The sequence below is a fragment of the Pseudomonas sp. Pseusp11 genome, from assembly GCF_047304405.1.
Classification (GTDB): Bacteria; Pseudomonadota; Gammaproteobacteria; order Pseudomonadales; family Pseudomonadaceae; genus Aquipseudomonas.
Map to the genome: position 1 here is coordinate 167,738 of NZ_JBGLZF010000003.1, position 26,437 is coordinate 194,174.

The following is a 26,437-nucleotide window of genomic DNA, read 5'->3' on the forward strand; positions in this document are numbered from 1 at the left end:
AACAGGGCTTTCTTAAGGGGCTCTCTAGAAAGGGCTCTCTAAAAAGAACTCTCTAAAAAGAGATTAGGCATTATCCGGCAAGGAAGGAGGGTGGGCCAGATATGAAAATCCCACAGTCGCGCCGGGCACGACTGTGGGATCGGTTTAGCGCAGGACCTTACTTGATGCGCTGACCTGGCTTGGCGCCACTGTCGGGGCTCAGCAGGTAGATTTCTTCGCCACCAGGTCCGGCTGCCATCACCATGCCTTCGGAGACGCCGAATTTCATTTTGCGCGGCTTGAGGTTGGCAATCATCATGGTCAGGCGACCTTCAAGCTTGGCCGGGTCCGGGTAGGCGCTCTTGATGCCGGAGAGCACGTTGCGTTGCTCGTCACCGATGTCCAGGGTCAGGCGCAGCAGTTTGTCGGCCCCTTCGACGGCTTCGGCCTTGAGGATCAGGGCGACGCGCAGGTCGACCGCGGCAAAGGTATCGAATTCGATCTCCGGCGACAGCGGATCCTTGGCCAGTTCGCCGTTGCCTTGAGGCGCGGCAGCTTCGCCGGTGTCGGTCTGGCTGGCGGTCAGGTCTTCTTTCGAGGCGTCGGTCATGGCTTGCACTTTTACCGGGTCGATGCGGGTCATCAACGGTTTGAACTCGTTCAGCTGATGGTTGCTGAGCAAGGTGGCGTGGTCGTTCCAGGTCAGCGGTGCGACGTTCAGGAACGCCTCGGCATCGGCGGCCAGCAGCGGCAGCACCGGCTTGAGGAAAATCACCAGTTGGCGGAACAGGTTGATGCCCAAGGCGCAGATGGCCTGGACTTCATCCTGCTTGCCTTCCTGTTTGTTCAGCGACCACGGTGCCTTGTCGGCGATCCAGGCGTTGGCACGGTCGGCCAGGCCCATGATTTCGCGCATGGCCCGGGCGAAGTCGCGCGCCTCGTAAGCTTCGGCGATGCTCGGTGCTGCGGCCAGGAACGCTTCGGTCAGCTCCGGCGCGGCGTTGCCGGCCACCAGCACGCCAGCGTTGCCTTTGTTGATGAACCCGGCGCAACGGCTGGCGATGTTGACGACTTTGCCGACCAGGTCGGAGTTGACCTTCTGCACGAAGTCTTCGAGGTTCAGGTCCAGGTCATCGACGCCACGGCTCAGCTTGGCCGCGTAGTAGTAGCGCAGGTATTCCGGCGACAGGTGATCCAGATAGGTCCGGGCCTTGATGAAGGTGCCACGGGACTTGGACATCTTCTGACCGTTGACGGTCAGGTAGCCGTGCACATTGATGCCGGTCGGTTTACGGAAACCGGCGCCTTCGAGCATCGCTGGCCAGAACAGGGCGTGGAAGTTGACGATGTCCTTGCCGATGAAGTGGTACAGCTCGGCGGTGGAGTCCTTGCCCCAGAACGCGTCGAAATCAAGTGCAGGCGTACGGTTGCACAGGTTCTTGAAGCTGGCCATGTAGCCGATCGGCGCGTCCAGCCACACGTAGAAGTACTTGCCTGGCTCATCAGGAATTTCGAAGCCGAAGTACGGCGCATCGCGGGAGATGTCCCACTGCTGCAGGCCGGCGTCCAGCCATTCAGCGATCTTGTTGGCCACGGCCTCTTGCAACGTGCCGCTGCGGGTCCAGGCTTGCAGCATTTCCTGGAAGTCCGGCAGCTTGAAGAAGAAGTGCTGGGAATCCTTGAGCACCGGCGTGGCGCCGGAGATTGCCGACTTCGGATCTTTGAGGTCGGTCGGCGCGTAGGTTGCACCGCATTTTTCGCAGTTGTCGCCGTACTGGTCTTCGGTGCCGCATTTCGGGCAAGTGCCCTTGATGAAGCGGTCGGCCAGGAACATTTTCTTTTCCGGGTCGAAATACTGCGTGATCGAGCGCGTGGCGATGTGCCCGGCGTCGCGCAGCTTCAGGTAGATCTGGCTCGACAGCTCACGGTTTTCTTCGGCGTGAGTGGAGTGGAAGTTGTCGAAGTCCACCAGGAACTCGGCAAAGTCGGCGCTGTGTTCAGCCTGGACGTTGGCGATCAGTTGTTCCGGGGTGATGCCTTCCTTTTCTGCGCGCAGCATGATGGCCGAACCGTGGGCGTCGTCGGCGCAGACATAAATGCATTGGTTACCGCGATGCTTCTGGAAGCGCACCCACATATCGGTCTGGATGTATTCCAGCATATGGCCGAGGTGGATCGAACCATTGGCATAGGGCAGGGCGCTGGTGACGAGGATCTTGCGTGGCTCGGACATGGGGCTCGGCTACTTGATGAAACGGAGGTCGGCCACTATAAAGCGCCGGCGCATATTTTTCACCCCCACGGCCAGCCTCCACGGACCTTTGTACCCGCCGGCCATAAGATATTTGTCATATTCTGAAAGCATCCCGTCCAGGCGACAGAACGGTTAGGATACCCGCCTGATTTTCCAGTCTTGCTATCGGAGTTGCCCATGAGCGCCGTCAATCGCGCAGCGGTGGAAGCCGTCCTTCGCCAATATACCGACCCTTATCTGAACCAGGACCCGGTCAGCGCCGGGTGCGTGCGCAGCATCGATATCCAGGGCGATCGCGTCAGCGTCCAGCTGGAGCTGGGTTACGCCGCCGGTCTGTTCAAGAGTGGCTGGGCGCAGTTGTTGCAGCTGGCCATCGAGGGCCTGGACGGCGTGGTCACTGCCCGCGTCGAGATCACCAGCGTGATTGCCGCACACAAGGCCCAGGCACAGATTCCGGGGTTAGCCAACGTCAAGAACGTTGTAGCCGTGGCGTCTGGCAAGGGCGGTGTGGGCAAGTCCACCACGGCCGCCAACCTGGCGCTGGCGCTGGCTCGTGAAGGCGCCAAGGTGGGGATTCTCGACGCGGACATTTACGGTCCGAGCCAGGGCATCATGTTCGGCATCCCTGAAGGCACCCGCCCTCAGGTCAAGGATCAGAAATGGTTCATTCCGATCGAGTCCCATGGCGTCGAAGTGATGTCCATGGCGTTCCTGACCGACGACAACACGCCGATGGTCTGGCGTGGGCCGATGGTGTCCGGCGCCTTGTTGCAACTGGTCACGCAAACGGCCTGGGGCGACCTGGATTACCTGGTCATCGACATGCCGCCAGGCACCGGCGACATCCAGTTGACCCTGGCGCAAAAAGTCCCGGTGGCCGGTGCGGTGATCGTGACCACCCCGCAGGATCTGGCATTGCTGGATGCGCGCAAGGGCGTGGAAATGTTCCGCAAGGTCAACATCCCGGTGCTGGGCGTGGTCGAAAACATGGCCGTGCACATCTGCTCCAACTGCGGGCATGCCGAGCATTTGTTCGGTGAGGGCGGTGGTGTGAAGCTGGCCAACCAGTACGGTGTCGAACTGTTGGCTTCGTTGCCGCTGTCGATGCTGATCCGCGAACAGGCCGATGGCGGCAAGCCAACGGTGATCGCCGAGCCCGACAGCCAGATTGCGATGGTTTATCAGGAACTGGCCCGCCATGTCGGCGCGCGGATCGTGTTGCAGGAAGCTGCGACGCCGGCGATGCCGAACATCACCGTCAGCGACGATTAAATCGCTGAAAAGAGATCGCAGCCTCGCTTCGCTCGACAGCTCCTACAGGTGTAAGCCAATCCATTTGTAGGAGCTGTCGAGCGAAGCGAGGCTGCGATCTTTTGATCTTGCTTTAGATACGCAACCCGCCATCCAGCTCCAGAATCCGACCGGTGTAGTAGTCATTCTCGAAAATGTAGGCCGCCGACTGGGCGATCTCTTCGGGTTTGCCCATGCGTTTGAGCGGGATCCCGGAGGTCATTTTCTCCAGCGCTTCAGGTTTCATGCTCAGGGTCATTTCAGTTTCGATGAAGCCCGGCGCAATGCCCGCCACGCGAATCCCGTAGCGCGCCAGTTCCTTGGCCCAGGTCACGGTCGCCGCAGCGACACCGGCCTTGGCGGCGGAGTAGTTGGTCTGGCCGATATTGCCGGCGCGTGAGATCGACGAGATATTGATGATCGCGCCGCTGTTGTTCAGCTCGACCATTTTTGCCGCGACTTCACGGGTGCACAGGAACACGCCGGTCAGGTTGACGTCGATTACCGCCTGCCATTGGGCCAGGCTCATCTTGGTCATTTCGCCGTCCTTGACCTTCAGCAACAGGCCGTCGCGCAAAATGCCGGCGTTGTTGATCAGGCCATGGATCGCGCCGAAATCGTCGGCCACTTGGCTGACCATGTGGGTCACTTGCTCTTCATCGGCGACGTTGCACAGGTAGGCGCGAGCCTCGACACCCTTGGCCTTGCAAGCGGCGACGGCGGCGTCGAGTTTTTCCTGGTTCAGGTCCACCAGGGCCAGCTTGGCGCCACGACCTGCAAGATACTCGGCCATGGAACGGCCTAAACCCTGGCAACCGCCGGTGATAATGATTACTTTGTCAGTGAGTTGCATTCGCATAGCCCCATAGCCGATCGGAGTGTTTCTCCTTCTAGAGGGCCTCTCGATCTGAGCCTGATGTGGCCTGGCTGCACATGAGAACTGCCCCTGTGGCGTACTGGAACTTTCACCCAGACGCCTGTCCGTTTTTTCGACGGAATCTATATAAGGAGTCATAAATTGAGCGTTGTAGTGGCTAAGCATGCCCGAGAATTGCTTCTCAAGGAATACCGTGGAGTGCTCTCGACGCACTCCAAAGCGATGCCCGGTTTCCCGTTTGGCTCCGTGGTTCCGTACTGTCTGGACGAACAGGGCCGGCCGCTGATCCTTATCAGCCGCATCGCTCAGCACACTCACAACCTGCTGAAGGATCCGAAATGCTCGCTGCTGGTGGGTGAACGCGAGGCCGAAGACGTGCAAGCCGTTGGTCGGCTGACCTACCTGGCCGAAGGGGAAAAGCTTGCGGACGCCGCAGCCATCGAAGCGGCAGCCGAGCGTTACTACCGCTATTTCCCGGATTCGCAGAACTATCACAAGGCCCACGATTTCGATTTCTGGGTGCTCAAACCGGTACGCCACCGTTACATCGGCGGCTTCGGCGCGATTCACTGGGTCGACCAACTGACCCTCGCCAACCCGTTCGCCGGCAAGGCCGAAGTGAGCATGGTCGAGCACATGAATGCCGATCACGCCAAAGCCATCGCCCACTATGTCGACTTGGCGGGCCTGCCGAAAACCGTGCCGGCGCAATTGGTCGGCATCGACAGCGAAGGCATGCACTTGCGCATCGGTCAGGGGCTCTACTGGCTGCCGTTTCAAGTGCCTTGTAATACGCCGACACAAGTCCGGGAAGCCTTGGTTTTCCTGGCTCACGCCGAGCATTGGCCGAAAAATCAAGTGGCCGACGCTTGAATTCACGAAACGGCGACGTCATCTAAGGAACACTGGCAAGGCTTACTTGCGTTGAGGAACCATTTGATGCGCCCTTTTTTGTTGCTCTTTGTACTGTTTCCGGTGTTGGAGCTGTTCGTATTCGTCAAGGTCAGCGGGGCGATCGGGTTTTTCCCGGCCCTGCTGCTGATCATTCTCGGCTCGATGCTCGGCGTATTCGTGCTGCGTATCGCCGGTCTGGCTACTGCGCTGCGCGCTCGTGAAAGCCTGAGCCGCGGCGAGTTGCCGGCCCAGACCATGCTCGAAGGCCTGATGCTGGCCCTGGCGGGTGGTCTGTTGATTCTGCCGGGCTTCGTCACCGACGTACTGGGTCTGATTATGTTGCTGCCGATCTCTCGTCGACTGCTGGCCAATAAAATGCGCCAGCGCGCCGAGGAACAAGCGATGCGCCAGCGTGCGTTTGCCGATGACCTTCAGCCGCGGGGCGGTCCTGCGCCACGTCAGCCGTTGGGCCGTGAGCCCAACGTGATCGAAGGCGAGTTCGAACACCGCGACTCCAAGTAACATGTCCATCGACACGGCACCTTCGGGTGCCGTGTTCGTTTTCAGGGGATCGACGTAAAAATTTCGCTCACGGCCCTTGAAATAGGCTCGCGCGCCCTTATGTAACGGTCACCGCAAGGTTTCTGGCAATTGCGCCAGACAGACTTCCGCGGTTCGCTCGACGAACCGCACCCGGCGCCGCCGGATTTGTTAAACCCGCCGGGACTACACCGGCCGATGAAAACCACAATTAGGAGAGATCGACAATGAAGCTTCGTCCTCTGCATGACCGCGTCGTTATCCGTCGCAGCGAAGAAGAAAAGAAAACCGCTGGCGGTATCGTCCTGCCAGGTTCGGCTGCTGAGAAGCCAAACCAGGGTGAAGTCCTAGCTGTAGGCCCAGGCAAAGTGCTGGACAACGGCGAAGTGCGTGCACTGTCCGTGAAAGTGGGTGACAAGGTGGTGTTCGGCCCGTACTCCGGCAGCAACACTGTGAAAGTCGATGGCGAAGACCTGGTGATCATGGCTGAGAACGAGATTCTCGCTGTTGTCGAAGGCTGATTCCCCGCTCATTTTCCCGCTACTACAAAGTATTTAAGGAATATCGATCATGGCTGCTAAAGAAGTTAAATTCGGCGACTCCGCCCGCAAGAAAATGCTCACCGGTGTCAACGTTCTGGCTGACGCAGTAAAAGCGACCCTGGGCCCGAAAGGCCGTAACGTGATCATCGAGAAGAGCTTCGGCGCTCCGACCATCACCAAGGACGGCGTTTCCGTAGCCAAAGAAATCGAACTCGAAGACCGCTTCGAAAACATGGGCGCGCAGCTGGTCAAAGACGTTGCCTCCCGTGCCAACGATGACGCAGGCGATGGCACCACCACCGCTACCGTTCTGGCTCAGTCGATCGTCAACGAAGGCCTGAAAGCCGTCGCTGCCGGCATGAACCCGATGGACCTGAAGCGCGGTATCGACAAAGCGACCATCGCTATCGTCAAAGAGCTGAAGAACCTGTCCAAGCCTTGCGCTGACACCAAGGCAATCGCTCAGGTAGGTACCATCTCGGCCAACTCCGACAACTCCATCGGCGACATCATTGCCGAAGCCATGGAAAAAGTCGGTAAAGAAGGCGTGATCACCGTTGAAGAAGGCTCGGGCCTGGAAAACGAACTGTCGGTTGTTGAAGGCATGCAGTTCGACCGTGGCTACCTGTCCCCGTACTTCGTCAACAAGCCAGAGACCATGACTGCCGAGCTGGACGGTCCGCTGATCCTGCTGGTCGACAAAAAGATCTCGAACATCCGCGAAATGCTGCCAGTACTGGAAGCCGTTGCCAAAGCCGGCCGTCCACTGCTGATCGTGGCCGAAGACGTTGAAGGCGAAGCCTTGGCGACTCTGGTTGTGAACAACATGCGTGGCATCGTTAAAGTCGCAGCCGTCAAGGCTCCAGGCTTCGGCGACCGTCGCAAGGCCATGCTGCAGGACATCGCTGTTCTGACCGGCGGTACCGTGATCTCCGAAGAGATCGGTCTGAGCCTGGAAAGCACTACCCTGGAACACCTGGGTAATGCCAAGCGCGTGATCCTGTCCAAAGAAAACACCACCGTGATCGACGGCGCCGGCGTTGAGGCTGACATCCAGGCTCGCGTGACCCAGATCCGTCAGCAAGTGGCCGACACTTCGTCCGACTACGATCGTGAAAAGCTGCAAGAGCGCCTGGCCAAACTGTCCGGCGGCGTTGCAGTGATCAAGGTTGGCGCTGGCTCCGAAGTTGAAATGAAAGAGAAGAAAGCCCGCGTTGAAGACGCCCTGCACGCTACCCGTGCAGCCGTTGAAGAAGGCGTGGTACCTGGCGGCGGCGTGGCACTGATCCGTGCCCTGCAAGCCATCAGCGAACTGAAAGGCGACAACGCCGATCAGGACGTCGGTATCGCAGTTCTGCGTCGTGCAGTCGAAGCGCCACTGCGTCAGATCGTTGCCAACTCCGGCGACGAGCCAAGCGTGGTTGTCGACAAGGTCAAGCAGGGTGCAGGTAACTTCGGTTACAACGCTGCCACCAGCGAATACGGCGACATGATCGAAATGGGCATCCTGGACCCAACCAAGGTAACCCGTTCGGCTCTGCAAGCTGCATCCTCGATTGGCGGTCTGATCCTGACCACCGAGGCCGCTGTTGCCGAAGCACCGAAGAAAGACGGCGCAGCTGGCGGCGGTATGCCAGACATGGGCGGTATGGGCGGCATGGGCGGCATGATGTAAGCCAGCCTTACCCCTATAAAAAAGCCCCGCCTGCGTTGAGCAGGCGGGGCTTTTTATTGCCCTTCAAAAGATCGCAGACTGCGGCAGCTCCTACAGAGGAACTCGACCCCGCGTAGGAGCTGGCGAAGCCTGCGATCTTTTGATCTTTGTTCAGGCGCTGACCGGTTTTGCCTCGTTTGCCTGTTCAATCTTGGAGGCTGGCCGGTACAGGATGTAGTAGTACGCCCCCAGGCAAAACAGCCAGCAGAAAACCGCCGTCCACACGTTGTGCGAGAAGAAGTGCGCGCCCTGCATCATCCGGCCGATGGAAAACACCGAGCCCAACGTGAAAGCGAAGATAAACGCATAGCGTGCCAGCCGTGGGCGTCGGTCACGCAACACAAAGAACAACGCAAACAGGGTGAAACCGGTCGCCGCATGACCACCTGGCCAGCAGCGGCCTGGCTTGTCGGTATGCGGGCGAGGGCTCAGCAGTTCGCTGTAGGTTTCGTGCCCGCCAAATTGTTCCAGGCTCCATGGGCATTGCACCGCCGTTGCCGCTTTGAGCGGAGTGACAAAGGAGGTTGACAGCGCCAGAGACAACACCAGGCAACCCATTTCACGTTTGAACGGTTTGAGCCTTTCAATGAAAAAGGAGCCGACAAAGCCCAGGATCGAGAACACCGAAAAGGCAATGACCACTTGCTTTGCCCGGTCATGCAGGATGTCTTCCAGGAAATAACTGTGGCGCCCGATGAATGCACCGGCGACCGGATCATAGAACAGCTTGGCAAGGTCCATGTCCAGGGACGTCAATTCGAGCAGCAGCAGGGTGATCGCCGCAATGGCGGGCACTCCCAGATACAGCCAGAAGTTGAGCGGGCGGGAGATGGGACGGACAGCGGTTGATGACATGGTGGATCCTGATGAATGGAAAAACCCCGGGGCATCAGCCCGGGGCCATTCGGTTAACGGTCGCTGACTTGGCGGCTGCCCTCCGTGGGCGCTTTCCAGCCGAGCAGCTGTTGCTTGAAGCCATGACTGGCAGTTTGGTAATAAGTGATTGCGCGGGTGATCAACGGATCAACGGTGGTGGCCCGTGATTCGCGACTGTCGGTCAGTGCATCGTCGTGGCGACGCAGACCCTCACGCGGGCTCAGGATCGCTAAATCCTTGCCGTCGAACAAGCCCAGATGTTGATAGTTGCCAACCACCACTCGCGGCGGCAGTGGATTGTCCTGCAACAGGTTGCGACCGAAGAACGTCGACTGGTAATCCAGGTTCAGCAGCCCGAGCAACGTTGGCGCAAGGTCGATCTGACTGGCCAGCTGTGCGGTTTCCCGAGCGTCGATCAGCTTCGGTGCATAGATGAACAGCGGAATCTGATAGTTGCTGATCGGCAAGTCTTCTTTGCCAGCGCTGCCAGCCGTGTGATCGGCAACGAAGACGAAGATTGTATTATCGAACCAGGGTTTTTTGCGCGCCTGATCAAGGAACTGACCAATGGCGAAGTCGGTGTACTTCACCGCACCGTCGCGTCCGTTACCGGATTTGATATCGATCCGGTTATCCGGGTAGGTGTAGGGGCGATGGTTGGAGGTGGTCATCAACTGCAGCAGAAACGGCTGTTGCCTGGCGTAGTCGGCGTCGGCCAGTTTCAGGGTCTGGTTATAGAGGTCTTCGTCAGCCATTCCCCAGGCGTTCTTGAAGTGAATCTCTGATTCATCGACGCTGCTCTGGTCGACGACGCGATAGCCGTTGCCGCTGAAGAACGCGTTCATGTTGTCGAAGTAACCGCGCCCGCCATACACGAATACGCTGTCGTAACCCACGGCGCTGAGTTGCTGGCCGAGACTGGCGAAACCGCTTTCACGACCCACGCGCTTGACGATCGAGCGCCCCGGCGTCGGTGGAATGGCCAGGGTGATGGCCTCCAGGCCGCGATCGGTGCGGGTGCCGGTGGCGTAGAAATTATTGAAGTACAGGCTTTGTTTGCGCAAGGCATCGAGGTTTGGTGTCAGGTTGCGATCGTCGCCATTGCTGCCCATGTACTTGGCACTGAAGCTTTCGATGGTGACCAGCACAATGTTGGGTTTTCGTTCGGTGCCGGGATTATCGATCATCCGGCGGATGTCCTGTGGATCCTCGCCGATAAAGCGAGCATTGGGCTCGGTCAGTTCAGCGCGAATCTGTTGCGCGACGACGGAGGTCGGCAGGGTGCTGTAGAACTGCGGGTAATCCAGTTCGTTATTGCGAAAGGCGGCGAAGAACTGGTACGGGCCATTGCTCGCCAGTTCGTTCTGATAGGCATTGCCGCCCTGAGCGCGTGGCGCATCCTGGCTGAGCAGTTGCGCGCTCAGGCCCGCGACGATCAGCAGGCCGAGCGCATTCAGCAGACGCCCGCGCATGGCAGGCAATGGTGCATCCAGCGCAGCGTTGAAGTATTTGCGCAGCGCAAAGCTCAGGACTACGGCCAGCACCGCGAGCAGGCTCAGCAGCTTGCCGATCGGGTACGACTCCAGCAGGTTATTCAGCACTTCGTCGGAGTAGACCAGGTAATCGACGGCGATGAAGTTGAAACGCACACCGAACTCATCCCAGAACAGCCATTCGGCCGCCGACGTGAACAGCATGGCGAACAGGCTGACGGTCAGCAGGCCCCGGAGGAACCAGCGATGGCCACGGCGGCGCCACAAGGCCGGCGGGCATAGCAGCAGATAGAGGCCCATGGGCAGCGCCGCGTAGGCAATGAAACCCAGGTCATAAAGCAGGCCGATGCCAAACACGGACAGGAGCCCGCTGCCGGCCTCATCCAGGTGAGTGAGGAGCAGAACGCTTCGGGTCAGGAGAAAAATTACCAGCCAGGAACCGGTTACCAGCAGCAGAAGGCGCATTGGCGCCGTCTTCAAACAATCCATTATCTACATTCCCTATTTCAATCGCGCGAAAGTTTCTCTTGAACGCTGTAGTCAGGTTGTGAACCGACAGTGAAAAACTTGTTAGCACCATTATTTGGTTGAGCGCATCGATTCTACGACCGGCCGCCCTAGCCCTGAGTCACACTTGGCCTTAAGCTGCGCGGGCCAAGACGGCCGTTACTGTATACGGAGGAGGTGCCGATGCGAATTCTATTGGTTGAAGACAACCGCGATATCCTGGCCAACCTGGCCGATTATCTGGGGCTCAAAGGTTACACCGTGGATTGCGCGCAGGACGGTTTATCTGGCTTGCACCTGGCGGCCACCGAGCATTACGACTTGATCGTACTCGACATCATGCTGCCTGGCATCGATGGCTACACCCTGTGCAAGCGCCTGCGCGAAGACGCCCGCCGTGATACGCCGGTGATCATGCTCACTGCGCGCGATCAACTGGACGACCGTCTGCAAGGCTTCAAATCCGGTGCCGACGATTACCTGATCAAACCCTTTGCCCTGTCCGAACTGGCGGCGCGCATCGAGGCGGTCATGCGCCGTGCCCAGGGTGGCGGTCGCCGTGCCTTGCAGGTCGGCGATCTGAGCTACGACCTCGATACCCTGGAGGTAACGCGCGAAGGCCGTCTGCTGAAACTCAACCCGGTGGGCCTGAAGCTGCTGGCAGTATTGATGCAGAAAAGCCCGCACGTGCTGCGTCGGGAAATTCTCGAAGAGGCCCTGTGGGGCGACGACTGCCCGGACAGCGACAGCCTGCGCAGCCACGTCCATCAATTGCGCCAGGTGATCGACAAGCCGTTCGCCAAACCCTTGCTGCACACGGTGCACGGCGTCGGTTACCGCTTGGCCGAGGGCCGTGATGGAGTTTAAGCAGAGCCTTTCGCAACGGATCATCATCGCCTTTGCGTTGATGAGCGCATTGGTCGCGGGAGCCTTCGCGATAGGCATCATCGCGACCGTGCACCTGGTGGAGGAGAAACTGATTTCGTCAGGCCTGGGTGGCGATTTGCAACGCCTGTTGCTGATGGACAGCGTGACGGACTGGAGCCACCGCCCAGAGCCGGACCAGTTGTTCTATTTCAGCGGCGGGCCGGGCGACTTTGAGTTACCCAAGGATTTGCGGCACCTGGACTCGGGTTTTCATGAAGTCTTTCGCGACCATCTGTCGTATCACGCCATGGTCGAAATCGTCGACGGACGGCGCTACGTGCTGTTGCAGGACCAGAGCGATTTTGAAGAGCGTGAACGGGTGCTGTTTGCCGTAGTGCTGGTGGGGTTCGTGCTGAGCCTGGCGCTGGCGGTATTTCTGGGCTGGGTGCTGGCGCGCAAGGTGATGGCGCCGGTGGTACGACTGGCCCGCCAGGTGCGCCATCGCGATCAGCTGTTGGGCCTGGCACCGCCACTGGCGCCGGATTATGCCGCCGATGAAGTGGGCGAGCTGGCCGTGGCCTTCGACGCCACCCTCGGGCGCTTGCGTCAGGCGTTGACCCGTGAGCGATTGTTCACCAGTGACGTCAGCCACGAACTGCGCACGCCATTGATGGTGTTGGCCAGTTCCTGTGAATTGTTGCTGGAAAACCCCGGCATCGATCAGCGCGGGCGTGCCCAGGTCGAGCGGATCGCCCGGGCTTGCGCAGAGATGCGCGAGTTGGTGCAGACCTTCCTCATGCTGGCCCGCGCTCAGCATGAAGACGCCAGCATGGGCCCCCAGCAAAGCCTCAGTCAGGTGGCCGACGGGTTGCTTTGCCAATGGCGCGAACCGATCGAAGCCAAGGGCCTGACGTTGAATGTCGAGTTGGGCAACCCGCCGGACACTCGCTATAACGCGACGCTTCTGCACGCGGTGATGGGTAACCTGTTGCGCAATGCGCTGCATTACACCGAGCATGGGTTTATCCGCCTGGCCCTGACGGATACGGGGTTCGTGGTCGAGGACAGTGGTGTAGGCATTCCCGAAGAAAAACGCGAGGCGATGTTCGAGCCTTTCGTGCGCGGCAGCGAAAAGCGTGGCGAGGGCTTGGGGCTGGGGCTGTCGCTGGTGCAACGGATCTGCGAGAACCAGGGCTGGAGTGTCAGCCTGACGAACATGGAGCCCAACGGTTGTCGCTTCCAGGTGGAGTTGAGTCAGAGAAAGCGATGAATGGGTTGAAAAATAAATCGGCTCCGTAAAACCCTGAAATGATTCCGGGTTTTACCTGACGAAATTTTCACCAAGGCATGACCTGACGCTGACACCCCGCAACTTAAGGTGGTTGTCATCAGAAGCTCAGGAGATTGCAGTCATGGCTGGCCCGATAAAGCTCGGCTTCTCCGAAAAATACGACGATCAACCCGCACAGAAAAATGTGCGCAAGCACCAGGTGGGGCTCGGTCGCCGGCTGTCCCAATGGCGCGATGAACACCTGGCGCGAAAGGCCCTGGCGTTGGCCGGTGAACCTGGCCTGGTCCTCGATTTGCCCTGCGGTGCCGGGCGTTTCTGGCCGTTGCTCGCGGAAAAGCACAACCGTGTCATCATCGGGGCCGACAACTCGGTGTCCATGCTCAAGACTGCCATGCGCACGCAACCCGCCGATGTGGTCAAAAGGGTACAACCCTTGCACACGTCTGCATTCGACATTGCTTTGCCCGATAACGCGGTCGACAGCATTTTCTGCATGCGTCTGCTCCATCACATCGGTGAAGCCGAGCAACGACTGACCATCCTGCGTGAATTCGAGCGTGTCACCCGCGACAGCGTGATTGTTTCGTTGTGGGTAGACGGCAATTTCAAGGCCTGGAAACGCAAGCGCGCCGAGAGGCTGCGTGGGCAGGAAGGTTACCAGACTCGATTTGTGTTACCGGCTGCTACGATTGAAAAGGAGTTCGAGCAGGCGGGTTTCCATATTCAGGGGCAAATGGATTTTTTACCGCTCTATGCCATGTGGCGGGTCTATGTATTACGCAAGAGGTAACAGAATGACAGTGCACTATGCAGCTGCGCCCCATGACCTGAAGCAAGGGCGTCGCCACTCGTCGTTCAGCGATACAGACTGGAAAAAACTCGTCTACTTTTATAACAAGGCGTTTGGCAGCGCTATCAAAGGCTTATTGCAATGAAACTCGAAATTGCACGAGGTTTGTTTTTAGCCGGAGCCTTGGCAGTTGCTTCTTTGGCGGTGGCTGCCTGGGAGCAGCCCCGCACGCAGGTCCTCAGTTCCGTGCACGGCGACGCACATTGTCCGTTGCCCCGGGTAGCCAAAGCACCCGTGGCCACTCAACCCGATCATGACTTGTTACTGTTCATGTTCGGACTTTCTCAGGGACTGAGGCCACAGAGTTGAACAGATTGAAGCCCAAATAAAAGGCCTCGCAGTTGCGAGGCCTTTTGCTTTTTGACGTTAAGGTTTATCGGGTTTGGCCAGCAATGTGTAAATACACGGCAGCACAAACAAGGTGAACAGCGTCCCGATCGACATCCCCGTTGCGATCACCGTGCCGATGTCGAACCGGCTGACGGCCCCCGCGCCCGTGGCGATGATCAACGGCACCATGCCGAACACCATTGCCGCCGTGGTCATCAATACCGGGCGCAGGCGAATGGCCGCCGCTTCCTCCACCGCTTCGCGAGGTGTCAGGCCTTTCTCCTTGCGTAACTGGTTGGCGAACTCGACGATCAGGATCCCATGCTTGCTGATCAGTCCGATCAACGTCACCAGCCCCACCTGGGTATAGATGTTCATGCTCGACCAGCCGAGGAACAACGGGATCAATGCGCCACAGATCGACAGCGGCACAGTCACCAGGATCACCAGCGGATCGCGGAAGCTTTCGAACTGGGCCGCCAGCACCAGGAAGATGATAGCCAAGGCCAGGGCGAAGGTGACCCACAGCGCGCTGCCTTCCTGAACGTATTGCCGTGAGACACCGGCATAGTCGACGGCGTAACCCGTCGGTGCCTCTTCCCGGGCGATCTGGCGCACGGTGTCGATGGCTTCCCCCATGCTGACCAGCGGAACCCCGGAAAGAATCGCCGAGTTGAGTTGCTGGAACTGGTTCAACTGACGCGGCCGCGCGCGGTCGGTCACGGTGATCAGGGTCGACAGGGGCAGCAGTTCGCCCTTGGTGTTCCTGACGTAATAATGGTTCAGCCAGTCAGGGTTATCGCGGTAGGGCCGTTCCACCTGAGCGATGACTTTGTAGCTGCGACCTTCGATGGTGAACCGGTTGATTTCCGCCTCACCCAGCAACGTCGCCAGCGTCCCGCCCAGATCCTGCATGGACACACCCATCTGCGCGGCCTTGGCGCGATCGATATCCACCACCACTTCGGGTTTGTCGAAAGCCAGGTCGACGTCGACGAAAGCGAATTTGCCGGATTCCATCGCCCTTTTTTTCACCCGGTCCGTCACCTCCAACAACGATTCGTAGGTATTGGCCGAGTTGATCACGAATTGAAACGGCAAGCCTTCGCCGGTGCCCGGCAGGGACGGCAGGTTGAAGCCGAAGATTTGCAGCCCGGGAATGCTTTCCAGCTTGCTCTGGACCTCGGGCAGGATCTGCATCTGGGTCCGGTGGCGTTCGTTCCAGGGTTTGAGCAGGAAGCCGCCGATCCCTGATTGCACGCCGTTGAAGCCGTTGATCTGGAACGAGGAGTAGTACTCGGGGAACGCCTTGAATATCGCGACGAACTCGTCTGTGTAGGCGTTCAGGTAGTCGAGGTTGGCCGTCTGCGGGGAGTTGGCCATCATGAAGATCACGCCTTGGTCTTCGTCCGGCGCCAGTTCCGACTTGGTGAACTTGAGCAACACCGGAATCAGGCACAGCACGATCACCGCAAACACCAGCACTACCGGCCGGGTGTTGAGGGTGCCGTGAAGCACGCTCTGGTAGCGGCGCTTGAGGCCTTCGAAGATCACGTCCAGGCGATGGGCCAGGCCGCTGGGGTTTTCATCGTGGCGCAGCAACAAGGCGCACATCATCGGCGACAGCGTCAGGGCGACAATGCCGGAGATCACTACCGCCCCGGCCAGGGTCAGGGCGAACTCCTTGAACAGCGCCCCCGTCAGGCCGGTCAGGAAACCGATCGGCGCATAAACCGCCGCCAGAGTAATGGTCATCGACACCACCGGCATGGCGATTTCCCGGGCACCCTCGATGGCCGCATCTAGTGGCGTCTTGCCTTCTTCGATGTGGCGGTGGATGTTTTCCACCACCACAATGGCGTCGTCCACCACCAGCCCGATGGCCAATACCATCGCCAGCAAGGTCAGCAGGTTGATCGAGTAGCCCATCATCTGCATGAAGAACATCACGCCGATCATCGACAGCGGAATGGTGACCACCGGGATCACCACCGAACGCAGGGCGCCGAGGAACAGGAACACCACCACGATCACGATCAGCACTGCTTCAAACAGGGTTTTCAACACTTCGTCGATGGAGGCCTGGATGAACAGCGTGGCGTCGTAGGCGATTTCGCCTTTGAGGTTCGGCGGCAGCTGGGCCTCCAGGTCCGGCATGATCTTGCGCACTTCCTTGATCACGTCCAGCGGGTTGGCGCCAGGTGTGGCCTTGATGCCGATGTACACCGAGGGCGTGCCGCCGAAGGAACTGACGGAGTTGTAGTTTTCCGCGCCCATCTCGACCCGTGCCACGTCCCGCAGCAGCACACGACTGTCGCCGCTGACCTTGAGCGGGATCGCGGCAAAGGCCTCGGCGGATTTGAGTTCGGTGTTGGCGTTGATGCTGGTGACCACGTACTCGCCTTTCACTTCGCCGGCGGCGGAGAGGAAGTTGTACTGGCGCACGGCGTTGGTCACATCGCTGGCGCTCAGGCCGAAACCGGCGAGCTTCACCGGGTCCAGCCACAGGCGCATGGCGAACACCTGGTTGCCGAGAATCTCGGCTTCGGCCATGCCCGGCAGGGTCGCCAGTTTCGGCTGGATAACCCGGGACAGGTAGTCGGTGATCTGCGGGTTACTCAGCTCGTTGCTGAAGAAACTGATGTACATCAGCGCCGAGGCGCCGGCGGCTTCCTTGCTCAGCACCGGGTCCTCGGCGTCCTGGGGCAGCTGGTTCTTGACCTCGTTGGCCTTGGCCAGCAGTTCGGTGAACAGGCGGTCGGTGTTGGAGCCAATGCGCGCGTAGATCGAGATCACCGAGAAGTTCTGGCGACTGACCGAGGTCATGTAGTCGATGCCCTCGGCGCTGGCCAGGCTCTGCTGCATCGGTTGGGTGATATAGCCCTGGATGGTCTCGGCGTTGGCCCCGGGATAAGCGGTGGTCACCGTGATCAGAGCGTTTTCCATTTGCGGGTATTGGCGCAGCGGCAACTTGCTCCAGGCCTGGAAGCCCAGCAGTACAATCAACAGGCTGACCACGGTGGCGAGCACCGGGCGGCGGATGAACGGATCGGTAAAAGCCATGGGGATTCCTTGATCAGTCAGCGCGCGGCTGACTGCTCTTCTCGGCTAGGGTCTTGTCGTCGCTGATGGCGATGTGCGCGCCGTGGTCCAGTTTCATCTGGCCGCCGGTGACCACTTTTTCGCCGTTCTGCAAGCCTTTGATGATCATGACCATCCCGTCGCGGCGCTCGCCGGTTTCGACAAAGCGTCGTTCGGCGATCAGAACCGGTTCGCCCTTGTCGTTTTTTTCGAGGCTGCCGTCTTCGGCCTTTTTCTGCGCGACGACGTACAGCGAGTTGCCATAAAGGGTGTAGGTGATCGCGCTCTCAGGCACGACGATGTGCGGCTGCGGGTCGGGCAACATCACTTGCAGGCTGGCGAACATCCCCGGCAGGAGTTTGCCATCGGGGTTGGCCAGGGTCGCGCGCACCAGCACGTTGCGGGTGCTGCTTTCTACCTTCGGGTTGATGGCGCTGACGGTGCCGGGGAAAGTCTCCGTCGGGTAGGCCGAGACAATGACCTGTACCGATTGGCCGAGGGTGATCTTCGGCACGTCCTGCTCGGGTACAAAGAAGTCAACGTAGAGGCTGCTGAGGTCTTGCAGGGTGGCGATCATCGTGCCGCTGGCCACGTAGTCGCCGACGTCTACCCGACGAATACCGATGGTCCCGCTGAACGGTGCGAGGATTCGTTTTTTCTCCAGCGCCGCCTTGAGCTGATTGACCGTGGCCCGGCTCTTTTGCAATACCGCCGAGAGTCGGTCGAACTCGCCTTTGGAAATAGCCCGGCTGCCCACCAGTTGGCTACCGCGACCGTAATCCAGTTGCGCCAGTCCCAGGTCGGCCTGGGCGGTTGCCAACAGGGCGGTTTCCACGGCGCTGTCGAGTTGCAGCAGCGGCTGACCGGCCTTGACCTTCTGTCCCGACTCGAACTGAACTTCCTTGACGGTGCCGTCGACCTCCAGGCTCAGATCGACCCCTTGCAGCGCCGTAAGGGTGCCGACCGTTGGCAAACGGCTTTGCCACAGACGTTCGGTGGCGGTGGCCACGGCGACATTGATCGGCGGTTTCGGCACGGAGAAGCCTTGCATCATCGTGTAGATGGAGAAGGCTTTGTAACCGGCCAGGACCAGCACGATTAGCAGGACAACACCCAACATGATCAGCATGCGGCGGCGCAGCATATTTCCATTTCCTTGGAGAAAATCAGGTGAGACTGTCGGGAACATTACTCCCACTGAGAAGGGGATTCCAACTGTAGCAGCTGCCGAAGGCTGCGTTCGGCTGCGCAGCAGTCGTAATCCAGACACCGCGGTTTGTCTGATACAACTCGGTGTCTGATTTCACGACTGCTGCGCAGTCGAACGCAGGCTGCGCCAGCTGCTACAGGTTGCGTGTTCAGATCAGGTGAAGGTGGTTGTCCCAGAGCCCCGCAGGCAATTCCAGAGGTTTTGCAACGAGGTTTGTCTGGCGGCAATCGTAGAACCGGCAACGGCCTTGACCCGAGGTCACGACAAAACCGTCGGCCACGGCCCCGACACCGGCGCAATCGGGAAGCGGTGCATCCAGGCGTACTTCACCGCTGTCCAGGTCCCAGATAAAAAAGCGGTTGCCCCGCGGCGCGGTCAGGGCGACGAGGCGCAGTTCGCTGTGCACGGCCACGCTGGCGGTGTAATGCCCCATGGCCTGCAACTGATGCTCGGGCACCGGGAACGCCACGAACGGTTGGCCGGGACGCTTGATCGCCAGTAGCTCCGAGGACTCGTGAGCATCGCCCATGAACTGCTGACCGGCGACGATGGTGCCGTCACTGGCGATACCCAAATGCCGCACGCTGTTCATCTGTTGAGCCAGTGTTTCCTTGCTCAACAGTGTGCCGTCGCGCTTCATCAGCACCAGGCTCGGTTCCATGGCATTGAGGTTCATCTCGACCCGGCTTTCGGCCTCGGTGCGAATACCGCCGTTGGCCACCACCAGCGTCTCGCCATCGGGCATCCACGACACCTGATGCGGGCCGACGCCGTGGGTGGAAATTTCGCCGCTGTGCACCAGTCGCTCACCTTCGAACTTATACACACCGAGCAGACCTCGGCCCGGATCGGAGGTGTCGTTCTCGGTGGCGTACAACCAGTCACCGCTCCGGTGAATCACCGCGTGACCGTAGAAGTGCCGGTTCGGCTGCGACACCAAGGTTTGCAATAGCGTGCCGTCGCGCAGGTCGATCAGGTAGCTCTCGGTGCCCGGACGCCGAGCGACGAATAGCGCAATCGGCAATGTCGGGTGGTTGATGATGTCATGGCAGCGCTGACCGACCTGGGTCGCAAACACCTGGGTGCCGTCCAGCCGATAACCGACGGCATAGTGCTTGCCGTCACCGTCGTCCCGCGCCGAGAGCAGCAGCGGGCTTTTGTCCTTTTGCTTGAACAGCGTCCAGCCGCCCAGTGTCACCGCACCCAGCAGCAAACTCCCTAACGTCAGAGCCTGGCGTCGCAGCATGGCACTTGCCCTCATCAGTCGCCGTCGTTGGCGTTGAAGCCCAATTGGATGCCCAGCGCCTTGGCCAGTTCGCCTTCGTGCAAGCGGTGGACAACGTTGAGGCTGTCATAGATGTCGTTCAGCTGCTGGCGACCGGCATCGTCGGTGAGCATGTCGGTCAGCGAGCGCTGGTTGCCGGCAAGCAGTTTCAGGGACGCTGCGTAGGCCGCGTCGATCTTGTCGGCCAACGGTTTTTGCTCGCTCGGCAACAGACCGCGCAGGCCTTTGTTGTCGACACCCACCCAGACGGTTTGCGCAGCAGTCAGGCTTGCTTCCATGCCTTTGAGCGACGATTGGCTGCGCCAGGCATCGGCCTGGAATGGCTGTGGCGTACCCTTGCTCTGACGGCCCATCGGCGTGCCGAGTTTTTTCTTCAGGGTGTCCAGCGCAGTCACTTGCACACGCAGCAGATCGGCGATCGCTTCGTGGGAATCGGCGTAGCGCTGGTTGGGGAATTTGCTCATCTGCGCGAGCATGCCGTCGTTGGTGTTCCAGCGCGACAGGATCTCTTCGGCCAGTTGCTTCTGACGCTCGCCAATGGCGGTCAGCAGCGGGCAGTATTTGGCTTTCTGAGCGCTGTCGGCCATGTCGATCTTGCTGTCGAACAGGATGTATTCATAAGCCGAGAGGCCTTGCACCACGACGCTGGACTTGGCCAGGGAGGCAGCATCGATCTGCGGCTGCGCAGTGACCAGTTGCTCGACTTGACGGCCGACGAGGTTTTTCTTGTCCGGCCAGAACTGCACCTGCCACGAACGGTTGCCCTCGGCCAACGGCCCGATCAGCAGCGGTTGCAACTCGGCCCAGGCTTTCTGCGCGTGCAGGAAGTCGGCACGAGCGGTGTCCAGGGTTTCCTTGCCTTGGCAGAACGCCAGGGCGCTGACCGCCAATTGCCGGTCGGCTTCCACCCAACGACTGTAGCTCGGCAGGATCACTTGCTTGGCGATGGCCGCCGAGGTGACCGCTTGCGGATCCTGGGGCGAACAGGCGCCCAGGGCGAGGGCGGCAAGGCTGGTGAACAACAATTTGGGACGGAACATGTCGGGCTCCCGCTGAAGGAATACGTATTAAAGGGAATTCAAAAACGCCAGCAACGCCGCGCTCTGCTCGGCGTTGAAAGACAAAACCTGTTGCTGCGCCGCTTTTGCCTCGCCGCCATGCCAGAGCACGGCTTCGAGCAGGTTGCGGGCGCGGCCGTCATGCAAAAACTGGGTGTGGCCGCTGACCGTCTGCGTCAGGCCGATGCCCCACAACGGCGGCGTCCGCCAGTCGCGGCCACTGGCCTGGAACTCGGTGCGGTTGTCGGCCAGACCGTCGCCCATGTCGTGCAGCAGCAGATCGCTGTAAGGGCGAATCACTTGATTGGCCAATTCAGGTTCCGCGGCGTTGGCGGCGGTGGTGTATTGAGGGGTGTGACAGGACTGGCATCCGGCCTGGAAAAACAGATTCTTGCCGGCCAGCACCTCAGGTGCGCCAACATCGCGACGGGCCGGCACGGCGAGGTTACGGCTGTAGAACAGCACCAGACGCAAAATGTTGTCGCTGACTTCCGGCTCGCCATCGGGGCCATTGCCGTTGGGCGCCTGTTTGCAAGCGGTTTGGGCGTCGGTGCAGTCATCAATGGGTTTCAGGCTGGTCGTGAGGCCCATATCACCAGAGAACGCATGAACATTCTGCTGATTGAGGTTCGGTTGCCCGGCTTTCCAGCCAAATCGTCCGAGAACAGTCTTCTGCTGCGCGTCGTCCCAGACCCGGTTCGGCCGCCCGGCAATGCCGTTTTTTTCCCGGGCCTGGGCTTCGGCGTTGGCCAGGATGGCCTCGTCGGGAATCGCTTCAAGCAAGCCCAGGCCAATCATTGGCGGTGCAATGCGCGCCGAGAAACGTGTGTCGGGGTGCATCGGGCCGTAGCCGAGTTGGGTCATCTGCAAGATTGGTTTACGCAACTCGATTTCGCTGCCGTCCCTGAAGCGTACCGGGACTGGCGTGTAATCGACGCGCACCTTGCCTTCCGGGGCGACGCCGGGCACCGCCATGTCCTGGAACTGGCCGCCGTAGACCGGCTCCGGCACCACGCCCATTTGCTCGATGACTTTGGCGTAGGCCGGCGCATTGGGGATCGACAGGCGTACCAGCATCGACACCGCATTCGGCGCATCGGGCGTTGGCGGATGACCGCGTCCGTCCTTGATGTGGCAGTTCTGGCAGCCGTTGGTATTGAACAACGGGCCGAGACCATCGCGGGCGGTGGTGGTCGACGGCGCGATCACCCAAGGGCTACGAAAGAAACTGTTGCCGACGCTGAAGTCGACGCGCCGTGACGGCGGCAGATTGGCGGACGGCAGGGAGAATGCGTTCTGATCGGTCTTGCGCACTGTCGCGCTGCCACCGGACCGGGCTTCACCGGGTTCGGCCTGGGTAAAACGCGGGGCGTCATCGCAGGCACTCAGGCCCAGGGCCAGCAACAGTGCAGACAAGCGAAGAGGCAGCGAGGGCATCGGACATCCTGCAAGACGAGCAAAACAAGGGCGCAAAGTCTAACAGGGCAGGGGAGTTTGAATAAGAGGAATTATCGTTTGGTTGATGTGAGGCAGGGTTTGACGTCAGACCGCGTCGCCCCCATCGCGGGCAAGCCACGCTCCCACAGGGTTTTGCGCTGACCCCGTGGGAGCGTGGCTTGCCCGCGATGAGGCCATCAGCATCACCCAAAAGACAGGCATGAAAAAGGCGACCCGAAGGTCGCCTTTTTATTCGCTCAGCCAGCGTTGATCAGAACTCGTGATCAGCGTTGTCCGGGTTCAGGTCGCTGATGCCCAGTTTGCCAGCAGCGGCTTCGATCGAACCGGTCTGCTTGACCAGGGAAGCAATGGCGTCGCGCACGATCTGATTGCCTGCGGTGTTGCCGGCAGCGATCAGTTGGTCGTAGTGCTCACCCTTGTTGGCGTGATCGACCATGATCTGGATCTTGGCTTCAGTCGCAGCCAGGTCGGCTTTCAGCGCGGTGTCGGCAGCCGGGTCGGCCTTGGCCACCAGGGACGACAGGCTGGCGCCGGTCATTTTGGTGCCGTCGACACGGGTGTATTCGCCCAGGTACACGTTACGAATGCCTTTGGCATCGTAGAAGTGCGAGTTGTGGGTGTTGTCGCTGAAGCAATCCTGTTCGTCTTCCGGGGAGTTGGCTTCCAGGGAAACCTTCATGCGCTCGCCCGCCAGTTCGCCCAAGGACAGGCTGCCCATGCCAAACAGCATTTTGCGCAGGCCGGATTCAGCCGGTTCCGCTTCCAGGGTGGCGCGGTAGTTGTCGGCCACGTTGGGCTTCCAGTTACCGACCATTTCTTCCAGGTCGTTGACCAGCAGTTGGGTCACGGATTTCAGGTAAGCGCGACGACGATCATTGTGACCGCCGGTAGCGCCTTTGCCTTCCAGGTAGTCGGAGGCTGGGCGGTTGCCGGCGCCAGGGCCGGTGCCGTTCAAGTCCTGGCCCCAGAGCAGGAATTCGATGGCGTGGTAGCCGGTGGCGACGTTGGCCTCGGAACCGCCCAGCTCGTTCAGGCTGGCGAGTTTTTCCGGGGTGATGTCTTTCACGTCGACCTTGTCTTCGCCAATCTGAATCTGGGTGTTGGCGATGATGTTGGCGGTGGCGCCCGGGTTACCCAGTGCGTGTTCGTAGGATTTGTCGACGTAGTCGATCAGGCCTTCGTCCAGTGGCCAGGAGTTCACTTGGCCTTCCCAGTCGTCGATGATGGTGTTGCCGAAGCGGAACACTTCGCTCTGCAGGTAAGGCACGCGGGCCGCGACCCAGGCAGCCCTGGCGGCTTTGAGGGTGTCGGCGTCCGGCTTGGCGAGGAACGCGTCGACGGCGGTTTGCAGGGTTTTCGCGGTGGATTCGGCATCGCTGTAAACGGCAAAGACCATGTCGGCGTAATGCGCAACCACAGCCTTGGCGGCGGCTTCATCGACTTTAGCAGTGGCAGCAGGCGCCGCTGTGCTGGCAGCCGGGGTCGGCGCTTGTGGGGCGGCAGCCTTGTCTTTGCCTTCGCCGCAACCGGCGAGGGAAATAGCGATGGCCAGCAGACTGGCGGTGGCCAGAGGCATACGAATCATGGCGAACATCCTGCTTCGGTGATGGAGTGGGCGCGCACGGGCGGCGCGCAAAAGTGCGACATAATGCAAATCTTTCGCATTCTGTGTAAAGGGTTGTACCTGTAAATATTTCTTATTCACCTGTGGCGAGGGAGCTTGCTTCCGCTGGACAGCGAAGCTGTCCCAAATTCTGCAACCCGGTTCTTCCAGAAGGATCGCGTCAACCTGGTGGCGACTGCTGCGCAGCCGAGCGGGAGCAAGCTCCCTCGCCACAGGGCTCCGTCAACTGCTACAAAGGTTGTTTCAGAGGATGGCCGCGTTACTGCGCTGGGCCTGCTTGAGGTAGACGCTCAATTCCCGCGCCGGCAGCGGTTTGCTGTAGTGATAGCCCTGACCTTCGTGGCAGCCTTCGGAGATGATGTAGGCCTCTTGTTCGGCGGTTTCCACGCCTTCGGCAATCACCTGCATGCCCAGGCTTTTGCCCAGCTGGATGATGGCCCGGACGATGGTCGCGTCGTCGTCGTCATCGAGCAGGTCCTGAACGAAGCTCTTGTCGATCTTGATCTTGTCCAGCGGCAGGCTTTTCAGATAACTCAATGACGAATAACCGGTGCCGAAGTCGTCAATGGCGATCAGCGCGCCGGAGCGACGCAGGCTCAGCAAGTGCTGGGCGGCGGTGCTGATGTCTTCCATCAGGCCGGTTTCGGTGACTTCCAGCTCCAGGCTGCGCGGTGGCAGTCGGTAGATCTGCAGCAGGTTATTGACCACCCGCGGCAACTCGGCGTGGTGCAATTGCACGGTGGACAGGTTCACCGCCATGCGCAGGTCGACGAAGCCCTGATCGTGCCACTCGCGCAGTTGTTTGCAGGCCTGGTCCAGCACCCATTCGCCAATGGCGATGATGGTGCCGTTCTGCTCGGCCAGCGGGATGAACAGGTCCGGCGGCACCAGCCCATGCTCGGGATGCTGCCAGCGAATCAACGCCTCGACACCCACCACGCGATGATCGCGGTAGCTGATCTGCGGCTGGTAGACGAGGTAGAACTGGTCGCGGATCAAGGCGTCACGCAGGTCTTTTTCCAGCTCGCGACGCCGACGCATTTCCGTGTCGACGCTGGCGATATAGAACTGATAGCGGTTGCGCGAGCGCGTCTTGGCCAGGGTCATTGTCTGCTCGGCTTTTTGCAGCAGCTTCTCGGTGCTGTCACCGTCCTCGGGGAACAGGGTGATGCCGATGGTGGCGCGCAGGCGGATTTCCTGATGATCGAGGGCGAACGCCGCTTCCAGATCATCGAGAATGCTTTGGGCCAGTTCGGCGGCTTCGTAGGGTTGTTCGATGTCGGCCTGGACCAGCGCGAACTGGTCGCCACCCAAGCGGGCGAGGGCGCCGAGGCGGCCGCTGTGAGCCCGCAGGCGATCGGCCAGGGCCAGCAGCAGCTGGTCGCCGGTCTGGTAGCTGAACTGTTCGTTGACGCCTTTGAAGTCATCGAGCCCGACACACAACACCGCGACCCGACGCTGCAGTTTGCCGGCGTCGACAAGGATCTTGTCCAGCTGTTGCTGCAATTGCTGGCGGTTCGGCAGACCGGTGAGAAAATCGTACTGGGCCATGCGCAGCAGGCTGTTTTCCGCTTCATGGCGCAGGTGAGTGTTGCGCTCGATGGATTCGAGCAGTTGGTTGGCGGTATTGATCCAGACCCCCAGCTCGTTTCTTTCATGACCCTTGAGCTGTGGGATCTTGTGGGCGCTGGGCCGGTCCGGGTTGATCTCAGTCAGATGTTCGATGATCCGCGACAATGGTTTGGTCAGCAGCCAATGGTAAACCAGATACAACACCAGGCTCATGGCCAGGGCGCGCAAGACGCCAGAGATGAAGATGATCACCGAGCTGACGATGAAGCTCTGGCCGTAGGTGGCGGTGTCGAGGGTAATGCTCAGGTCGCCGTAGTACTCGCTGTAGGGACCGCGACCCACCAGTTGGGTGGTGAACGTGCGTTCCTTGCCGAGGATCAGGTCAGTCAGCCAGCGGCTGTGGGACTGCTGCAGCTCGCGGGATTTTTGCGCGAGCATGGCTTCGTGGGGGTGGCCGATGGAGGCCATGCGCACGGCGTCATCCTGGAACAGGCCTTCGATCACCTGCATGCCCATTTCCCGGTCCAGGCTGTAGACCGCCTGGGTGGAGGGGTCGCGGAACATGTCGAGGATGCGCTGGGCATCGTTGGCAACCGCCTGACGTGTTTTATAGGCATCGAAAACAATCTGTGCGCAGCTCAAGACCACGCCGACGATCAATGCCGACAGGAGCACGACCCGGAGTAACTTCACCGACAAGCTGTTCTTGAGTTCCAGCTTCAAAGGGTTATTCCTTGTTCCGTGCGGGTAGCGTCAAGTTGCCATGAGTATTGGCAATCCCGTGATGGCAGTCAAAGGGACAATCCAACCCGGGGGATATTGCCGGTAGCTTGGCCGATATGCTG

At 60.0% G+C, this 26,437-nt stretch carries 20 protein-coding genes; 9 read left to right on the forward strand and 11 right to left on the reverse strand.

Annotated features, from left to right (window positions below):
• Positions 1 to 157 precede the first annotated feature (157 nt).
• The gene (gene metG / locus ACCC96_RS03515; RefSeq protein ID WP_019651367.1) at positions 158 to 2,212 is read right to left on the reverse strand and encodes a methionine--tRNA ligase; all 2,055 of its coding nucleotides are present in this window, start codon (positions 2,210 to 2,212) and stop codon (positions 158 to 160) included.
• Between the two features lie 198 nt (positions 2,213 to 2,410).
• Here metG and apbC point away from each other — a divergent pair, with 198 nt between their 5' ends.
• Entirely contained in the window at positions 2,411 to 3,505 is a 1,095-nt protein-coding gene (apbC, locus tag ACCC96_RS03520) for an iron-sulfur cluster carrier protein ApbC (protein ID WP_019581546.1), read from the forward strand.
• A 112-nt stretch (positions 3,506 to 3,617) separates the two neighbouring features.
• On the opposite strand, the gene ACCC96_RS03525 is transcribed toward apbC, so the two are convergent.
• Complete coding sequence (locus tag ACCC96_RS03525) at positions 3,618 to 4,376, reverse strand: SDR family oxidoreductase (protein WP_018926591.1); 759 nt, start codon at positions 4,374 to 4,376, stop codon at positions 3,618 to 3,620.
• A 165-nt stretch (positions 4,377 to 4,541) separates the two neighbouring features.
• Between ACCC96_RS03525 and ACCC96_RS03530 the strand changes: the two genes are divergently transcribed.
• The 4 genes from ACCC96_RS03530 (at position 4,542) to groL (ending at position 8,051) form a co-directional block, all read left to right on the forward strand.
• Positions 4,542 to 5,273: a HugZ family protein gene (locus ACCC96_RS03530; protein ID WP_413695010.1), complete on the forward strand. Its 732-nt coding sequence runs from the start codon at positions 4,542 to 4,544 to the stop codon at positions 5,271 to 5,273.
• A 66-nt stretch (positions 5,274 to 5,339) separates the two neighbouring features.
• Positions 5,340 to 5,816, forward strand: coding sequence for an FxsA family protein (locus ACCC96_RS03535; protein ID WP_019651370.1), 477 nt, complete (start codon positions 5,340 to 5,342; stop codon positions 5,814 to 5,816).
• Between the two features lie 245 nt (positions 5,817 to 6,061).
• Positions 6,062 to 6,355, forward strand: coding sequence for a co-chaperone GroES (locus ACCC96_RS03540; RefSeq protein WP_018926588.1), 294 nt, complete (start codon positions 6,062 to 6,064; stop codon positions 6,353 to 6,355).
• Positions 6,356 to 6,404: 49 nt separating this feature from the next.
• Positions 6,405 to 8,051, forward strand: coding sequence for a chaperonin GroEL (gene groL, locus ACCC96_RS03545; protein ID WP_019651371.1), 1,647 nt, complete (start codon positions 6,405 to 6,407; stop codon positions 8,049 to 8,051).
• 150 nt (positions 8,052 to 8,201) lie between these two features.
• Here groL and ACCC96_RS03550 read toward each other — a convergent pair whose 3' ends face one another.
• Positions 8,202 to 8,945, reverse strand: a complete 744-nt coding sequence (locus ACCC96_RS03550) for a phosphatase PAP2 family protein (protein ID WP_019651372.1) — start codon at positions 8,943 to 8,945, stop codon at positions 8,202 to 8,204.
• A 53-nt stretch (positions 8,946 to 8,998) separates the two neighbouring features.
• Complete coding sequence (locus ACCC96_RS03555; RefSeq protein WP_413695011.1) at positions 8,999 to 10,948, reverse strand: LTA synthase family protein; 1,950 nt, start codon at positions 10,946 to 10,948, stop codon at positions 8,999 to 9,001.
• A 201-nt stretch (positions 10,949 to 11,149) separates the two neighbouring features.
• Here ACCC96_RS03555 and colR point away from each other — a divergent pair, with 201 nt between their 5' ends.
• The 4 genes from colR (at position 11,150) to ACCC96_RS03575 (ending at position 14,283) form a co-directional block, all read left to right on the forward strand.
• The gene (colR, locus tag ACCC96_RS03560; protein ID WP_007938890.1) at positions 11,150 to 11,833 is read left to right on the forward strand and encodes a two-component system response regulator ColR; all 684 of its coding nucleotides are present in this window, start codon (positions 11,150 to 11,152) and stop codon (positions 11,831 to 11,833) included.
• The gene (locus ACCC96_RS03565) at positions 11,823 to 13,103 is read left to right on the forward strand and encodes a sensor histidine kinase (protein WP_019651374.1); all 1,281 of its coding nucleotides are present in this window, start codon (positions 11,823 to 11,825) and stop codon (positions 13,101 to 13,103) included. The genes colR and ACCC96_RS03565 overlap by 11 nt, the downstream gene beginning before the upstream one ends.
• Positions 13,104 to 13,245: 142 nt before the next feature.
• On the forward strand, positions 13,246 to 13,914 hold the full coding sequence (locus ACCC96_RS03570) for a class I SAM-dependent methyltransferase (RefSeq protein WP_018926583.1): 669 nt from the start codon (positions 13,246 to 13,248) through the stop codon (positions 13,912 to 13,914).
• Between the two features lie 141 nt (positions 13,915 to 14,055).
• Entirely contained in the window at positions 14,056 to 14,283 is a 228-nt protein-coding gene (locus tag ACCC96_RS03575) for a hypothetical protein (RefSeq protein ID WP_026331876.1), read from the forward strand.
• 57 nt (positions 14,284 to 14,340) lie between these two features.
• Here the strand turns inward: ACCC96_RS03575 and ACCC96_RS03580 are convergent, their stop codons facing one another.
• From ACCC96_RS03580 to ACCC96_RS03610, 7 genes are all read right to left on the reverse strand, one after another.
• Positions 14,341 to 17,367 carry a multidrug efflux RND transporter permease subunit gene (locus tag ACCC96_RS03580; RefSeq protein ID WP_019651377.1) on the reverse strand — a complete coding sequence of 1,009 codons (3,027 nt, stop codon included), beginning with the start codon at positions 17,365 to 17,367 and terminating at the stop codon, positions 14,341 to 14,343.
• Between the two features lie 13 nt (positions 17,368 to 17,380).
• The gene (locus ACCC96_RS03585) at positions 17,381 to 18,529 is read right to left on the reverse strand and encodes an efflux RND transporter periplasmic adaptor subunit (RefSeq protein ID WP_413695012.1); all 1,149 of its coding nucleotides are present in this window, start codon (positions 18,527 to 18,529) and stop codon (positions 17,381 to 17,383) included.
• A gap of 214 nt (positions 18,530 to 18,743) precedes the next feature.
• The gene (locus ACCC96_RS03590) at positions 18,744 to 19,841 is read right to left on the reverse strand and encodes a DUF1513 domain-containing protein (protein ID WP_413695013.1); all 1,098 of its coding nucleotides are present in this window, start codon (positions 19,839 to 19,841) and stop codon (positions 18,744 to 18,746) included.
• Between the two features lie 14 nt (positions 19,842 to 19,855).
• Complete coding sequence (locus ACCC96_RS03595) at positions 19,856 to 20,920, reverse strand: imelysin family protein (protein ID WP_413695014.1); 1,065 nt, start codon at positions 20,918 to 20,920, stop codon at positions 19,856 to 19,858.
• 27 nt (positions 20,921 to 20,947) lie between these two features.
• The gene (locus tag ACCC96_RS03600) at positions 20,948 to 22,375 is read right to left on the reverse strand and encodes a di-heme oxidoredictase family protein (RefSeq protein ID WP_413695015.1); all 1,428 of its coding nucleotides are present in this window, start codon (positions 22,373 to 22,375) and stop codon (positions 20,948 to 20,950) included.
• A gap of 271 nt (positions 22,376 to 22,646) precedes the next feature.
• Positions 22,647 to 23,981 carry an imelysin family protein gene (locus tag ACCC96_RS03605; protein WP_019581535.1) on the reverse strand — a complete coding sequence of 445 codons (1,335 nt, stop codon included), beginning with the start codon at positions 23,979 to 23,981 and terminating at the stop codon, positions 22,647 to 22,649.
• A gap of 282 nt (positions 23,982 to 24,263) precedes the next feature.
• Positions 24,264 to 26,315 (reverse strand): bifunctional diguanylate cyclase/phosphodiesterase, encoded by a 2,052-nt coding sequence (locus ACCC96_RS03610; protein ID WP_019651383.1) that lies wholly within the window; start codon positions 26,313 to 26,315, stop codon positions 24,264 to 24,266.
• Between the last annotated feature and the right edge of the window lie 122 nt (positions 26,316 to 26,437).